Below are 13,475 nucleotides of genomic sequence, written 5' to 3'. Positions count from 1 at the left end.
GCGCCGACAGGCGGACGACGGCGCCACCCCGGAATCAGCGCTTCCTGCTGTACGTCCGCACGATCGCCCCGTTCTTGAACGTACGCACCTCGCCGAGCGTGAACTCGCCGATGGCGAACCCGGAGCCGAACATCGGCATGCCGGAGCCGAACACGATCGGGTACGTCTTGACGATGATCTCGTCGATCTCGTCGACCAGCTCGCCCGCGAGCCGCGAACCGCCGCACAGGTAGATACCGAGTTCGCCGTCCTCCGCCTTGAGTTCGCGGACCTTGCCGACCAGGTCGTCGGAGATGATCTCGACGTGCGGGTCGGGGGACTCCTTCAGGCTGCGCGAGGCGACGTACTCGCGCATGTGGGCGTACGGGCTGGTCACGCCGATCTCCAGCGCGATGTCGTAGCTGGCACGGCCCTGGATGATCGTGTCGAACTTCTGGTTCGCCAGGTGGTCCGTGCCCGTCGCCTGGCGGCCGTGGGTCGGCAACGTCTCCGGGTATTCGGTCCTGAGGAAGTCGAAGAACTCTTCGTCGACCATCTCCATCATCATCCGTCCGTCGCCGCTCGGGTCGCCGATGAAGCCGTCGATCGAGCAGGCGATGAAATACGTGAGCTTTCGCAAGCCGGTCTCTTTCCGTAGGATGCTTGAACCACTCCATTCATAGTGCTTCACCTGTAGTGGTTGCAAGAGGATTTCCGAGGATCTCCCGAACGGGACTCAAGTAGGAGAGGAGATTCCGCATGGCGAGCAATCCGGAGCGCCGGGCCGCCCTGGTCGACGCCGGTGTGGAGGTGCTGGCGCGCGAGGGGGCACGCGGGCTGACGTTCCGCGCGGTGGACGGTGAGGCCGGGGTGCCGGTGGGCACGGCCTCGAACTACTTCGGCGGCCGCGACGACCTGCTCCGCCAGATCGACGCCCACCTCCACGAACGCCTCGCCCCGGACCCCGAGGTCCTGGCCGAACTCATGAAGGCCCCCAAGGACCGCACCCTGGTCACGGCGTTCATGCACGACCTCATGGGCCGCGCCCAGCGCGACCGCACGGGATATCTGGCCCTGCTGGAGATGCGCCTGGAGGCAACCCGCCGCCCCGAACTCCGCGCCTCCTACACGAAGACGATCCGCGCCGACCTCGAATACGGCATGGAGTTCCACCGCGGGGCGGGCCTCCCCGGCGGCGACGAGACGGTCACCGTCCTGTACCTCGCCATGCTCGGCCTGATCCTGGAACACCTGACCCTGCCGGGCGTCCTGGAGGGGGTACTGCCCGGGGTGACCGTCCCGGACGGACTGGTGGAACGGATCGTCGCGACGATCGTGCCGGAACCGGCTGACTGAGCGGCTGGGGCCCTCGCCGGGGGCGCCCCGTCAGGGGCGCGGGAGACTGCGCGCCCAGCCCCCACCGACCCGCAGACTACGAACCGGCCTCCCCGCGGAACGGTGCGCGGAACGGTTCGGCGAGCGGCTCACGCCACATGGGCCACATCAACGGCCCGGCCGGAAGCTCCAGCGCGCTCCCCGTGAACTCGAACCCGAGCCGCTCATAGAGCCCCCGGCTGCGCGCACTGCTCGCCTCCAGATACGCGGCCACACCGTCACCGTCGCACCGCTCCAGCACATGCTGGATCAGCGCCGCGCCGAGCCCCTCGCCCTGCCGGCCCGGTGCGACGCCGATCATCCAGAGGTACTCGTGGGCCCGCCCCTCCGGGTGGATCCCGGCGGTCAGCCGGCCTATCAGCTCGACCCGTTCGTTCTCCGGGTCGACGGCCTCGCGCAGTTGGGCGGGCCCGTTCTCGTCGTCGTGCCCGGCGGCGGCCTCCGCGGGCACCGAAAGCCACAGCGCACAGGCCGAACCGTCCTCCATGACGTCCACGTACCCTTCGGCGAGCACGGCGTCGACGAAGGCGCCCATCAGCAACGGATGCCTGAGCCGCCGGTGTTCCGCGTCGGGAAAGACCCAACTGCTCACCGGGTCGTTCTGGAAGGCCTCGTCGAGGAGCCGTATCACGGCCTCCCGGTCGTCCTCGCCCGCTCTGCGGATCGCCACGCCCATAGCCCGCCCCTTTGGCTCAACTGCCCATGCCCACTCGGCCGTTGCAGCCTAGCGATCACTTCGACAGAAGGCGACGGGCCCCGCACACCGTGGGGATGCGCGGGGCCCGCCGGAACCGGAACCCCTCCGCCTCACCGCGTTGTCAGGCACCGCGCGGCGAAGAGGGCCCCGGAGTCTCGTACCCATTACGGCCGACGAACGCCGCACCGCTCAGGGAGGAGTGGCAGAAGTGAAATGAGGGTGGAGGCGGGGCGGAGTCGGGCGGTGTGGAGGGGGCCTGGCACCGCAAACAGACCGGAAACAGAGGGGGTTGAAGCGGGGCGCAAACAGCCGGGCTCGGCGTTCGGCTCCGCTCCGCTCGGCTCTGCTTCGCCCCGACCCGAACCGAGCGGGTCGGATCGGTCGGTGCGAGCGGGTCGGGTCGGGCCAGACCGACCAGGCAACGCCACGCCCTGCCGCACCGAACCCGATCTGGCCCAGCCACATGAACCAGGCAGCACCACTTCCACCGAGCCGAGCCGGGTCGGGTCCGGTCGTGCGGGGTCAGGACCCCACCCCCCAGGCACCGACAGCCCACCCGCCGCACGGCCTCATCCACCATGCCCAGCAAGCCATCGCCCCCGGCAGCGCCTTCCCACCGCCCCGCCCGCACATCCCGTCAGCCTTCCTCAGCCCTCCTCCACCGTCCCCAGCTCCCTCCGCCCCGCCCCTCCTCTGCCCCCGCTTCCGATGCCGTGCGGCTTCGGCTGCCGCGTCCCCGCGGGCACCGCACGGCATCGGCCACCTGATCTCTACATACGCGCCGCCCTTCGATCACCCTTCACCCGTCGCACCCGACTCACCCGTCGCACCCAGCTCATCCGGCTCACCCGGCTCACTCGCCGCTCCCGTCCGCGACCCGGACTCACATGCTCCGCCGCGTCACGAACTCCGCCAGCGACAGAAGCCCTCCCGCCGCCTCCGGATCCGGGACGGCCCTGGACAGGTGCTGCAGGGCCCTGGCCATCCGGTCGGCCGCCTGGACCTGGGCCCAGTCACGCCCGCCCGCCCGCTCGACGGCGAGGACCGTGCGCTCCAGATCGCCGTCGCGGTACGGAACCCGGTACAGCTCGGCCAGTTCGGCCGCGGCCGGTGTGCCGGAGGCGAGCGCGGCGGCCACGGGGAGGGACTTCTTGCGGGCCATGAGGTCCGCCCCGGCCGGCTTGCCGGTGCGGCTCGGGTCCCCCCAGATGCCGATCACGTCGTCGATGAGCTGAAAGGCGAGCCCGGCCTCCCGCCCGAACGCGTCGAGGGCGTCGACGTCCTCCTCTCCGGCCCCCGCGTACAGCGCCCCCAGTGCGCACGCGCAGCCGAGCAGCGCCCCCGTCTTGGCCTCGGCCATGGCGAGCACCTCGTCGAGCGTGACGTCGTCGGGACCGCGGCGCTCCATCGCGGTGTCCGTGTGCTGGCCCGCGCACAGTTCGACGACACAGCTCGCGAGCCGCGCGGCCGCCGCCGAGGACGCCGGATGCGGATCCTCGGCGAGCAGCTGGTGGGCCAGCGCCTGCAGCGAGTCCCCGGCGAGGACCGCGTCGGCGTCGCCGAACACCGCCCACGCGGTGGGCCGGTGCCTGCGGGTGGTGTCCCGGTCCATCACGTCGTCGTGCAGCAGGGTGAAGTTGTGGACCAGCTCCACCGCGGCGGCCGCCCGTACGGCCGTCTCCTGCCGGCCGCCGAGCGCCCGGACCGCTGTCAGCACGAGCGCCGGCCGGATCGCCTTGCCCGAGTTCCCCGCCGCCGGACTGCCGTCCGCGTGCTCCCACCCGAAGTGGTAGAGCGCGATCCGGCGCAACGGGCCGGGCAACGACTCGATGACGCGGCGCAGTTCGGGGTCGACCGACGCCCGGGACCGCTCCAGGATCGCGGCGGCCTCCTGCCCGTCGGGCGAACCCCGCCGCCCGCCGGGCACGCCACCTGGCACCGCCCCTCCCCGCGCTTCCGGTCCTTCCACGCCCGGCAGCGGGCTCTGTTGCGTCTCCGTCATGAGCTCACCCATGGATCCGCCTCGCGGAGTGCGCGGACGGTGGCTGTTCCGCCGGCGACGGGCACGTGCTCCTTCGGTCCGTCGGCGACGGGCGCGTACCCCCTCGGTCCGCCCGCACCGGCGGACGAGGACACGGCGCGCGCCGTACGGGACGTCACCTCCAGCGGCCGATCTCGACGTTCTCCAGGACCCCGAGCGCGTCGGGGACCAGGACCGCGGCCGAGTAGTACGTCGTCACCAGGTACGACATGATCGCCTGCTCGCTGATGCCCATGAACCGCACGGACAGGCTCGGCTCGATCTCGTCCGGGATGCCGGCCTGCTGGAGCCCGATGACTCCCTGGTCGGCCTCGCCCGTACGCATGGCGATGATCGAGGTCGTGCGGGCCTCGGTGACCGGGATCTTGTTGCACGGGAAGATCGGCACGCCCCGCCAGGTGGGAATGCGGTTGCCGCCCACATCGAGGGTCTCCGGGACGAGCCCCCGCTTGTTGAGCTCGCGGCCGAACGCGGAGATCGCGCGCGGGTGGGCGAGGAGCAGTTTGGTGCCGCGCCGCCTGGTGAGCAGTTCGTCCAGGTCGTCCGGGCTGGGTACGCCGTCGTGCGGCTGCAGCCGCTGGTCGTACTCGCAGTTGTTGAGCAGCCCGAACTCCCGGTTGTTGATGAGCTCGTGCTCCTGGCGCTCCTTCAGCGCCTCGACCGTGAGCCGCAACTGCTGCTCGGTCTGGTTCATCGGCTGGTTGTAGAGGTCGGCCACGCGCGTGTGGATGCGCAGCACGGTCTGGGCGACGCTGAGTTCGTACTCGCGCGGCGCCGCGTCGTAGTCGACGTACGTCCCCGGGATGGCCTGCTCGCCGGTGTGGCCGGCGGCGAGGTCGATCTCCTTCTCGCCGTAGTTGTTGGCACGCTGCGTGGGAATCGCGCGCAGCTGTCGCAGATGCTCGCGCAGGGATTCGGAGCGCTCCGCGATCTGGTCGAGGTCCTGGCGGGGCAGCGCGAGGACCGTACAGGCCGTGACCGCGCGGGCCGTGTACTCCCAGATCGCCTCCGGGTCGGTGATCGCCTGCTCGCCGAAGTAGGAGCCGTCGGCGAGGACGCCGAGGACGGCGTCGTCCCCGTACGGACCCGTGCCGATCTTCTCGACCTTGCCGTGTGCGAGCAGGAACACCTCGTCGGCCTGGCTGCCGAAGGAGGCGAGCACGTCGCCGGGGTCGAACTCCCGCTGCTGGCAGCGCTGTGCGAGCTCGGCGAGCACCTCCGGGTCCTCGTACGTGCGCAGTGCCGGCAGTTCGCCGAGCTCCGCGGGGATGACCTGGACTCGGTCACCGGTCTTCACGAACGTCACGCGGCCGTCGCCCACCGAATAGCTGAGCCTGCGGTTCACGCGGTATGTGCCGCCCTGCACGTTCACCCACGGCAGCATGCGCAGCAGCCATCGTGAGCTGATCTCCTGCATCTGTGGCGCGGACTTGGTGGTCGTGGCCAGGTTCCGCGCCGCGGATGTGCCGAGACTCTTCTGCGGCTGATCCTGGTCCGCGCGGATCTCTTCGCCTACCGACATGAAATTGCCCTCCCCATCGTGCAATGAGCTGCGCCGAGAACACTTCCATCACGGACCGTGCCGGTGCTATTACACGAAAGAGGGGGAATGGATCTTCGAAAGCAGGGCATAACGGAGGGCCCCGCCCGGGCCGACGGATCCTGGCGCTCCGCCGGCCCGGCGACGTGGATCCTCCCGATCGCTTCCCAAGCACTCCCGATCACTTCCCGATCACTTCCCGATCGGGAACTTCAAGATCGGGCCGCCCGTTCATTGGGCAACACGGACGAACTATGAGGAGACGGCAATGGCAGGCTTCCTGGACCGCGCCAAGGAACAAGCACAGCGCGGCCTCACGCAGGGCAAGCAGAAGCTCGACGACGTCCAGGCACAGCGGGCGGGCGGCGATCTGCTGAAGAGCCTGGGCGCGGCCTACCTCGCGGAGCGGCGCGGCAGCGGCTCCCCGCAGGCCACGCAGCAGGCCCTCCAGGCCGTGGAGAGCCACATCGCGACGCACGGGGACGGCTTTCTGCGCGCCTGAGGCGGTCCGCGCGTACCGCTGACCCACTGACCGGATCGGCTCGCACGCCGTGCGAAGAATGTGGTCCCGACCACGGAGATCCGGTACAAGCAGCGGTACGAGACAGCCGCGAAGGGTGGCCGTCGCGACCGCTGTAAGGAGGCGGTCATGGCCCCACCCATGTCCGCGGGCAGCTTTCTGAGCCTGCTCAAGGCCGAAGGGCTCACCGTCGTCGAGGTCGGCGACTGGGAGCATCACAACCGCAATCACAAGGGCCCGTGGGGCCCGGTCCACGGCGTGATGATCCACCACACGGTGACGTCGGGAAGCCTGCGCACGGTCGAGATCTGCCGTGACGGCTACAGCGGCCTGCCCGGCCCGCTGTGCCACGGCGTCATCACCAAGGACGGCAGAGTCCACCTCGTCGGCTACGGCCGTTCCAACCACGCGGGCCTGGGCGACGACGACGTCCTGCGCGCGGTCATCGCCGAGAAGGCCCTCCCGCCGGACAACGAGGCGAACACCGACGGCAACCGCCACTTCTACGGCTTCGAGTGCGAGAACCTCGGCGACGGCGAGGACCCCTGGCCCGAAGCCCAGCTCGACGCCATCGAGCGCGCCGCGACAGCGGTCTGCCGCCACCACGGCTGGACGGCGCGCTCGGTCATCGGCCACCTCGAATGGCAGCCGGGCAAGATCGACCCACGCGGTTTCACGATGGCGGCCATGCGGGATCGCATCCACGAACGACTGAAGTAGCGCTCTGGTGGCGGGCCCGTGCCGCCGTGGTCCTGCCCCGCTCGGACGCGTGTCCGACAATGGGGTGGTGATCAGCCCCGAGACCCCCGAAGCGCTCGGCCCGGGTGCCCTGCGGCCACGGCTGCCGTCCCCGGTGCGGGAGGCCGTGGACGAGAGGTTCGCGCGGCGCGGTGTCCGGCTGCTGCTCAAGCGGGACGATCTGATCCACCCGGAGCTGGTCGGCAACAAGTGGCGCAAGCTGGCCCCGAACCTACGGGCGGCGGAGGGCCGCACGGTCCTCACCTTCGGCGGCGCGTACTCGAACCATCTGCGGGCCACCGCCGCCGCGGGCCGCCTCCTGGGCCTGTCCACCGTCGGCGTGGTCCGCGGCCAGGAACTCGCCGACCGCCCGCTCAACCCGTCCCTCGCCCAGTGCGCGGCCGACGGCATGCGGTTCCACTTCGTCGACAGATCGACGTACCGCCGCAAGAGCGAGCCCAAGACGCTGGCCGCCCTCCTTCGCGCGAGCGCCGCCGAGGACGCGTACGTGATCCCGGAGGGCGGCAGCAACTCCCTTGCCGTGCTGGGCTGCCGGGCCCTCGGCGAGGAGCTGCGCGACCACGGCGGTGTCGACGTGGCCGCGGTCGCCTGCGGCACGGGCGGCACCTTCGCGGGCCTGGCCGCCGGTCTCGGCCCGGGCCGGCGCGCCCTCGGCATACCCGTCCTCAAGGGCGGCTTCCTCGGCGCGGAGATACGTACGCTCCAGGACGAGGCCTTCGGCGGCCCGCGCGGCGACTGGTCGCTCGACGACCGCTTCCACTTCGGCGGTTACGCCCGTACGCCACCCGAACTCGACGCGTTCGCCGCCGACTTCGAGCAGCGTCACGGCCTGCCCGTGGAGCGTCTCTATGTCGCCAAGTTGCTGTACGGACTTGTCGCTCTCGCCGAGGAGGGCGCGTTCGCGCGCGGGACGACGATCGCGGCGGTCGTCACCGGCAGCCCCCACCTCCGGCCCGCCGACCGGTTCTAGGCCTGCCCCAGGCTCTACGCCGGGGCTGCCCCATGCCCTACGTCGACTCGCGGAACGCCGCCGCCTCCTCCAGGTCCAGGCGTCGCAGCAGCGTCCGGAGCATCTCGTCGTCGATGTAACGGCCGTCCCGGAGTCTCACGAACATCTCCCGCTCGGCGCCGATCATCTCGCGCGACAGCCGCCGGTACGTGTCGTCGGCGGTCTCGCCTGTCACGGGGTTCACCGTCCCGAGCCGCTCCCACACGGCGTTGCGGCGGCGCTCCAGGACCGAGCGGAGCCGGTCGGCGAGCGGCGGCGGCAGGGTATTGCGCTCGTCGTCGAGGAGTTCGTCCAGGCGCCGCTCCGCGGTCCGGGACGCCTGCGCCTGGGCGTTCGCCTCAGCGAGCGTCTCGGCCTGCCGGTCCCGCTCGGGCAGCTTCAGCAGCCGGACCAGCGGCGGCAGCGTCAGCCCCTGCACGACCAGCGTGCCGATCACCGTCGTGAAGGTCAGGAAGAGGATCAGATTGCGGCCCTGGAACTCCTCACCGCCCTCCGCGGTGAGCGGGATCGAGAAGGCGATGGCGAGCGAGACCACGCCTCTCATCCCGGCCCAGCTGATGATGAAGGGCCCCTTCCAGGTGGGGTCGTCCTCCCGTTCCCGGATCCGTTTGGACAGGATGCGCGGCAGGAAGGTCGCGGGATACACCCACACGAAGCGGGACACGACGACGACCAGGAAGAGGGCCACCGCGTACCAGGCGGCGCTCACTCCCTCGTACTCGTCGAGGCCCTTGAGGACGATCGGGAGCTGCAGGCCGATCAGTGCGAAGACCGCCGACTCCAGGATGAACGCGACCATCTTCCACACCGCCTCCTCCTGGAGCCGGGTCGCGAAGTCGACCTCCCAGTTGCGGTGTCCGAGGTAGAGCGCGACGACGACCACGGCGAGCACTCCGGAGGCGTGCACCTGCTCGGCGACCGCGTACGCGAAGAACGGGATCAGCAGGGACAGGGAGTTCTGGAGCAGCGCCTCCTTCAGGTGCGTGCGCAGCCAGTGGAGCGGCACCATCAGGACGACTCCGATCCCGATGCCGCCGATCGCCGCGAGCAGGAACTCGCCGATGCCGCCCGCCCAGGTCGCGCCCTCGCCGACGGCTGCGGCGAGCGCCACTCTGTAGGCGGTGATCGCGGTCGCGTCGTTCACCAGGGACTCGCCCTGGAGGATCGTGGTGACCCTGGAGGGCAGTCCGACCCGGCGCGCCACCGCCGTTGCCGCCACCGCGTCCGGCGGCGCCACGACCGCGCCGAGCACCAGTGCCGCGGTCAGCGACAGGTCCGGCACGATCATGTAGGCGGCCCAGCCGACGACGAGCGTCGCGAAGAGCACGTACCCGACCGACAACAGTGCGACCGGCCTGAGTTGTGCCCGCAGATCGAGGTACGAGCTGTCCGTGGCCGCCGTGTAGAGCAGCGGGGGCAGCACGAGCGGGAGCACCACGTCGGGGTCGAGGGTGTACTCGGGGACCCCGGGCAGGTACGAGACGATCAGACCCGCGGCGACCAGCAGCAGCGGCGCGGGCACCGGGGTACGGCGGGCCGCGCCGGCGACGACGGCGCTGCCCGCGACCAGCAGGAGGAGGGGCATCACATGCATCGGCTTCGGCCCACCTTCGTTTCCGCGCGGATTCCCGCACGCCCGACGTAATCTGGCAATCATGAAACAGTGCACGCACGCCGACGCGCTGCCGCATCCAGAACCCGAGCCACTGAGCGAGACCTGCCTGGAGTGTCTGGCGGCGGGCTCGCACCCCGTGCAGTTGCGACTGTGTCTCATCTGCGGAGACGTGGGTTGCTGCGACTCGTCGCCGCTGCGGCACGCGACGGAGCATTTCAAGAAGACGGGACACCCGATCATGCGCACGTTCGAGCCCGGAGAGAACTGGCGCTGGTGCTTCGTCGACCACGTACTCGTGTGACGAGGGATCCGGACGGTTCGACCCTCTGACCGTTGGGTACGTCAACCCGGCGCGCGCTCTTCCCAATTGGGCCCGCAGACCCCTAGCCACTGTGCGTATCCATAGGTTTACTATGAGTGACAGCAAGGGGTTGGGGTCCCGGGGACAGGAAACCTGAGAGCGCGATAGCGTCACCGCTGAACCACGTTGCGCGTTACCCCGGGGGGCGACCCTCGGCCCCCGAAAGAGCTTGTACCACCTTGGAGGTGAGGGTGTCCCAGATCGCAGGCGAGCCCGCGACCCAGGACTTCGTGGAAGTCCGGCTGCCGGCTGCGGGTGCCTACCTGTCGGTGCTGCGCACGGCCACGGCCGGCCTCGCGGCGCGTTTGGACTTCACCCTCGACGAGATCGAGGACTTGCGCATCGCCGTGGACGAGGCATGCGCGATCCTGTTGCAACAGGCGGTGCCGGGCTCCGTGCTCAGCTGTGTCTTCCGCCTGATCGACGACTCGCTCGAGGTGACCGTCTCGGCCCCGACCACCGACGGCCATGCCCCCGCGCGGGACACCTTCGCCTGGACCGTGCTGTCGGCCCTCGCCGGCAAGGTGTCCTCCTCGGTGGCCGACGACAAAACCGTTTCGATCAGCCTCTACAAACAGCGCGGCGCGGGACCCGGGCCGGCGTGAGGAACGGGGACGGGCCGGTGCGGGACGAAGAGCGCGGCACACGGGAACTTCCCGGCAAGGGCGAGGACGGCCCGACCGGGCCTCGGCGTCTGGCGGAAGGTGTCGACGGCATCCCCGAGCAGCAGGCCCGGCCGCATCCGGAGGACGACGCCTCCGCGGCGGCCGAAGAAGCGCCTCAGCGGGAAGAGCCGATCGGCAAGGACGGGCGCGCGGCGCTCTCCGACAGTGACGGGCGACAGGATCCAGACGTTGCCGCGCAGAGGGGGTCCCCCCGGACGGAGTCTGGGGGGACGTCCTCGGAAGGGCGGCGGCGGGTGACGGGCGGGATCATGAGCGAGCAGCACGAGCACGAACGAAATGCCGACAGCGGCGCGTCGGGTACGCACCACGACCCCCACGACCGCAGCGGGGCGCGGGCCAGGTTCATCGAGCTGCGCAAGCTGGACCCCAGCAGCCCGGAGTACGCGGAGCTGCGCAACCGGCTCGTCCGGATGCATCTGCCGCTCGTGGAGCACCTCGCGCGCCGTTTCCGCAACCGCGGTGAGCCGCTGGACGACCTCACGCAGGTCGCGACCATCGGCCTGATCAAGTCGGTCGACCGCTTCGACCCGGAGCGCGGCGTCGAGTTCTCGACGTACGCGACTCCGACGGTGGTCGGCGAGATCAAGCGGCACTTCCGCGACAAGGGCTGGGCGGTGCGCGTGCCGCGCAGGCTCCAGGAGCTGCGCCTCGCGCTCACCACGGCGACGGCGGAGCTCTCGCAGCGGCACGGCCGCTCCCCCACCGTCCACGAGCTGGCCGAGAAGCTGGGCATCTCGGAGGAGGAGGTCCTGGAGGGCCTGGAGTCGGCCAACGCGTACTCCACGCTGTCCCTGGACGTCCCCGACACGGACGACGAGTCCCCGGCGGTCGCGGACACCCTGGGCGCGTACGACGAGGCCCTGGAGGGCGTCGAGTACCGCGAGTCGCTCAAGCCTCTTCTGGAAGACCTCCCACCGCGCGAGAAGCGGATCCTCCTCCTTCGCTTCTTCGCCAACATGACCCAGTCCCAGATCGCCCAGGAGGTGGGCATCTCCCAGATGCACGTCTCCCGCCTGCTGGCCCGCACCCTGGCCCAGCTGCGGGAGAAGCTCCTGGTGGAGGAGTAACAGACCGCGCCCCTGAGGCAGGGGCGCGGGAATCTGCACGGTTTCAGCGGCACGGGCGCCTGCACAGTTTTCGTCGGCACGGGCGCCCAAGCGGTTTTCGGCGGCACGAGCAATTGCGCTTCCCCCCGGGGGGCACGTCCGACGCCTCGCTTTTAAGGGGCGCGGGGAACTGCGCGATCAGCCACGGCGGACCCGCAGACTCAGTACGCCCTCAGACCCACCCCAGCAGTGCGCCGTCAGCGCACCCCGGCCTACTTCGACTCCCGCACGCCACCCGGCCCGGTGATCCCCAGGGCCCTGGTCGTCTCCGGATTCACGATCAGCACCAGCGCCGCGACAGCCACCACCGCCAGAGCGATCCCCCCGGGAATGGCGAGACTGTCGGCCTGAAGCAGGTTGTACGCGACGGGCAGCGCCATGATCTGCGTGATGATCGCCGGCCCCCGGCTCCACCCGCGCCGCAGCAGCAGCCCGCGCGCGGCCAGCAGCGGAAGCAGTGCGAGCACGATCAGCGTCACACCCCCGGTGACGGCCTGGCTCCGGTCGTCCGGGTGCCCCGTGAGACCCATCACCAGCATGTAGGCGCCACCGGCGACAAGCGCGAGCCCCTCCAGCGCGGCGAGCGCCGCCGCGACGGTCAGCCGCGTGGGACGGGGTTCGGCGTCGGAGGTGTCCGGGGTCGGTTTCTGCTCAGAACTCACCCCTGAAGAGTAGCCCTCACCCCGTACCCGCCAACGGCCCCGGGGCACCCCCGGGGACTCGCCGCGTGCCGCCCCTCACACCTGATCCTTACCTCGGTATGGGCCGAGTACCACGCGGTAGGTACGCTGCATCGCATGCGTGCACTTCTCGTGGTCAATCCGGCAGCAACCACCACAAGCGCGCGCACGCGTGACGTCTTGATCCACGCTTTGGCGAGCGAGATGAAGCTCGAAGCGGTCACCACCGAGTACCGCGGGCACGCCAGGGACCTCGGCCGGCAGGCCGCGGAGAGCAAGGACATAGAACTGGTCGTGGCCCTCGGCGGCGACGGCACGGTCAACGAGGTCGTGAACGGCCTGCTGCACGGCGGCCCCGACCCCGACCGGCTGCCCGGCCTCGCCGTCGTCCCCGGCGGCTCCACCAACGTCTTCGCGCGCGCCCTCGGCCTGCCGAACGAGCCCGTGGAGGCCACCGGCGCCCTCCTCGACGCGTTGCGCGAGGGCCGGCAGCGCACGGTGGGACTCGGCCTCGCCGCGGGCACCCCGGGCAGTGAGGACGAAGGCGTCCCCGCCCGCTGGTTCACCTTCAACGCGGGCCTCGGCTTCGACGCCGGCGTGGTCGGCCGCGTCGAACAGCACCGCGAGCGCGGCAAGCGTTCGACACACTCCCTCTATCTGCGGCAGGCGATGCGCCAGTTCTTCGGGGAGACCCACCGCCGGCACGGCACCATCACCCTGGAACGGCCGGATGCCGACCCGGTGGCCGATTTGGTGCTGTCGATAGTCTGCAACACCTCCCCGTGGACGTATCTGGGCAATCGCCCGGTGTACGCGTCACCTAAGGCCTCGTTCGATACCGGGCTCGACGTACTCGGTCTCAGCCGCATGTCGACGACCGCGGTTGCCCGGTATGGCACCCAGTTGCTCACTTCGTCCCCCGAGCGCGGACCCCATGGGAAGCATGCGGTGTCCCTGCACGACCTGACCGACTTCACCTTGCATTCGAAGGTCCCACTCCCCCTCCAGATGGACGGCGACCACCTCGGACTGCGTACGAGCGTGACGTTCACAGGCGTTCGTCGTGCACTGCGTGTGATTGTGTGAG

At 70.5% G+C, this 13,475-nt stretch carries 14 protein-coding genes; 8 read left to right on the top strand and 6 right to left on the bottom strand.

Translation table 11 applies throughout. From position 1 onward, the window contains the following. Nucleotides 1-34 precede the first annotated feature (34 nt). Nucleotides 35-619 carry a dihydrofolate reductase family protein gene (locus ACIBEI_RS13610; RefSeq protein WP_398888215.1) on the bottom strand — a complete coding sequence of 195 codons (585 nt, stop codon included), beginning with the start codon at nucleotides 617-619 and terminating at the stop codon, nucleotides 35-37. Between the two features lie 119 nt (nucleotides 620-738). On the opposite strand from ACIBEI_RS13610, the gene ACIBEI_RS13605 reads away from it, so the two are divergent. Continuing rightward, on the top strand, nucleotides 739-1,335 hold the full coding sequence (locus ACIBEI_RS13605; protein ID WP_398888213.1) for a TetR/AcrR family transcriptional regulator: 597 nt from the start codon (nucleotides 739-741) through the stop codon (nucleotides 1,333-1,335). A 76-nt stretch (nucleotides 1,336-1,411) separates the two neighbouring features. Here the strand turns inward: ACIBEI_RS13605 and ACIBEI_RS13600 are convergent, their stop codons facing one another. From ACIBEI_RS13600 to ACIBEI_RS13590, 3 genes are all read right to left on the bottom strand, one after another. Beyond that, nucleotides 1,412-2,050 (bottom strand): GNAT family N-acetyltransferase, encoded by a 639-nt coding sequence (locus ACIBEI_RS13600; protein ID WP_398888211.1) that lies wholly within the window; start codon nucleotides 2,048-2,050, stop codon nucleotides 1,412-1,414. Nucleotides 2,051-2,954: 904 nt separating this feature from the next. Beyond that, nucleotides 2,955-4,085: a family 2 encapsulin nanocompartment cargo protein polyprenyl transferase gene (locus ACIBEI_RS13595; protein WP_398888209.1), complete on the bottom strand. Its 1,131-nt coding sequence runs from the start codon at nucleotides 4,083-4,085 to the stop codon at nucleotides 2,955-2,957. 142 nt (nucleotides 4,086-4,227) lie between these two features. Continuing rightward, nucleotides 4,228-5,634: a family 2B encapsulin nanocompartment shell protein gene (locus tag ACIBEI_RS13590; RefSeq protein ID WP_398888208.1), complete on the bottom strand. Its 1,407-nt coding sequence runs from the start codon at nucleotides 5,632-5,634 to the stop codon at nucleotides 4,228-4,230. A 286-nt stretch (nucleotides 5,635-5,920) separates the two neighbouring features. Here ACIBEI_RS13590 and ACIBEI_RS13585 point away from each other — a divergent pair, with 286 nt between their 5' ends. The 3 genes from ACIBEI_RS13585 to ACIBEI_RS13575 all read left to right on the top strand — a co-directional run bounded on the left by ACIBEI_RS13585 (nucleotide 5,921) and on the right by ACIBEI_RS13575 (nucleotide 7,901). Further along, nucleotides 5,921-6,154 (top strand): hypothetical protein, encoded by a 234-nt coding sequence (locus tag ACIBEI_RS13585; RefSeq protein WP_189837561.1) that lies wholly within the window; start codon nucleotides 5,921-5,923, stop codon nucleotides 6,152-6,154. A 147-nt stretch (nucleotides 6,155-6,301) separates the two neighbouring features. Continuing rightward, complete coding sequence (locus tag ACIBEI_RS13580) at nucleotides 6,302-6,892, top strand: N-acetylmuramoyl-L-alanine amidase (protein ID WP_398888205.1); 591 nt, start codon at nucleotides 6,302-6,304, stop codon at nucleotides 6,890-6,892. Between the two features lie 49 nt (nucleotides 6,893-6,941). After that, nucleotides 6,942-7,901: a 1-aminocyclopropane-1-carboxylate deaminase/D-cysteine desulfhydrase gene (locus ACIBEI_RS13575; RefSeq protein WP_398888203.1), complete on the top strand. Its 960-nt coding sequence runs from the start codon at nucleotides 6,942-6,944 to the stop codon at nucleotides 7,899-7,901. 37 nt (nucleotides 7,902-7,938) lie between these two features. On the opposite strand, the gene ACIBEI_RS13570 is transcribed toward ACIBEI_RS13575, so the two are convergent. Beyond that, nucleotides 7,939-9,534 (bottom strand): Na+/H+ antiporter, encoded by a 1,596-nt coding sequence (locus tag ACIBEI_RS13570; RefSeq protein WP_398888201.1) that lies wholly within the window; start codon nucleotides 9,532-9,534, stop codon nucleotides 7,939-7,941. A gap of 61 nt (nucleotides 9,535-9,595) precedes the next feature. Between ACIBEI_RS13570 and ACIBEI_RS13565 the strand changes: the two genes are divergently transcribed. The 3 genes from ACIBEI_RS13565 to ACIBEI_RS13555 all read left to right on the top strand — a co-directional run bounded on the left by ACIBEI_RS13565 (nucleotide 9,596) and on the right by ACIBEI_RS13555 (nucleotide 11,669). Then, a complete protein-coding gene (locus ACIBEI_RS13565; protein WP_200395925.1) occupies nucleotides 9,596-9,856 on the top strand; it encodes a UBP-type zinc finger domain-containing protein in 261 nt (86 codons plus the stop codon). A gap of 251 nt (nucleotides 9,857-10,107) precedes the next feature. Further along, on the top strand, nucleotides 10,108-10,521 hold the full coding sequence (locus ACIBEI_RS13560) for an anti-sigma regulatory factor (protein WP_055512819.1): 414 nt from the start codon (nucleotides 10,108-10,110) through the stop codon (nucleotides 10,519-10,521). Continuing rightward, nucleotides 10,518-11,669, top strand: coding sequence for an RNA polymerase sigma factor SigF (locus tag ACIBEI_RS13555; RefSeq protein WP_398888198.1), 1,152 nt, complete (start codon nucleotides 10,518-10,520; stop codon nucleotides 11,667-11,669). The genes ACIBEI_RS13560 and ACIBEI_RS13555 overlap by 4 nt, the downstream gene beginning before the upstream one ends. Nucleotides 11,670-11,920: 251 nt before the next feature. Here the strand turns inward: ACIBEI_RS13555 and ACIBEI_RS13550 are convergent, their stop codons facing one another. Next, nucleotides 11,921-12,370 (bottom strand): hypothetical protein, encoded by a 450-nt coding sequence (locus ACIBEI_RS13550; RefSeq protein WP_398888196.1) that lies wholly within the window; start codon nucleotides 12,368-12,370, stop codon nucleotides 11,921-11,923. Between the two features lie 135 nt (nucleotides 12,371-12,505). On the opposite strand from ACIBEI_RS13550, the gene ACIBEI_RS13545 reads away from it, so the two are divergent. Then, nucleotides 12,506-13,474 (top strand): diacylglycerol kinase family protein, encoded by a 969-nt coding sequence (locus ACIBEI_RS13545; RefSeq protein ID WP_189837554.1) that lies wholly within the window; start codon nucleotides 12,506-12,508, stop codon nucleotides 13,472-13,474. The last annotated feature ends 1 nt before the right edge of the window (nucleotide 13,475 follow it).

This window comes from Streptomyces sp. NPDC050988 (genome assembly GCF_044456225.1).
Lineage (GTDB): Bacteria > Actinomycetota > Actinomycetes > Streptomycetales > Streptomycetaceae > Streptomyces.
This window is presented reverse-complemented; position numbering and strand designations above follow the sequence as displayed.

Coding starts and splice junctions, on each gene's coding strand:
- ACIBEI_RS13605 (WP_398888213.1), top strand. CDS start 739: ATGGCGAGCAATCCGGAGCGCCGGGCCGCCCTGGTCGACGCCGGTGTG.
- ACIBEI_RS13600 (WP_398888211.1), bottom strand. CDS start 2,050: ATGGGCGTGGCGATCCGCAGAGCGGGCGAGGACGACCGGGAGGCCGTG.
- ACIBEI_RS13595 (WP_398888209.1), bottom strand. CDS start 4,085: ATGGGTGAGCTCATGACGGAGACGCAACAGAGCCCGCTGCCGGGCGTG.
- ACIBEI_RS13590 (WP_398888208.1), bottom strand. CDS start 5,634: ATGTCGGTAGGCGAAGAGATCCGCGCGGACCAGGATCAGCCGCAGAAG.
- ACIBEI_RS13585 (WP_189837561.1), top strand. CDS start 5,921: ATGGCAGGCTTCCTGGACCGCGCCAAGGAACAAGCACAGCGCGGCCTC.
- ACIBEI_RS13580 (WP_398888205.1), top strand. CDS start 6,302: ATGGCCCCACCCATGTCCGCGGGCAGCTTTCTGAGCCTGCTCAAGGCC.
- ACIBEI_RS13570 (WP_398888201.1), bottom strand. CDS start 9,534: ATGCATGTGATGCCCCTCCTCCTGCTGGTCGCGGGCAGCGCCGTCGTC.
- ACIBEI_RS13565 (WP_200395925.1), top strand. CDS start 9,596: ATGAAACAGTGCACGCACGCCGACGCGCTGCCGCATCCAGAACCCGAG.
- ACIBEI_RS13545 (WP_189837554.1), top strand. CDS start 12,506: ATGCGTGCACTTCTCGTGGTCAATCCGGCAGCAACCACCACAAGCGCG.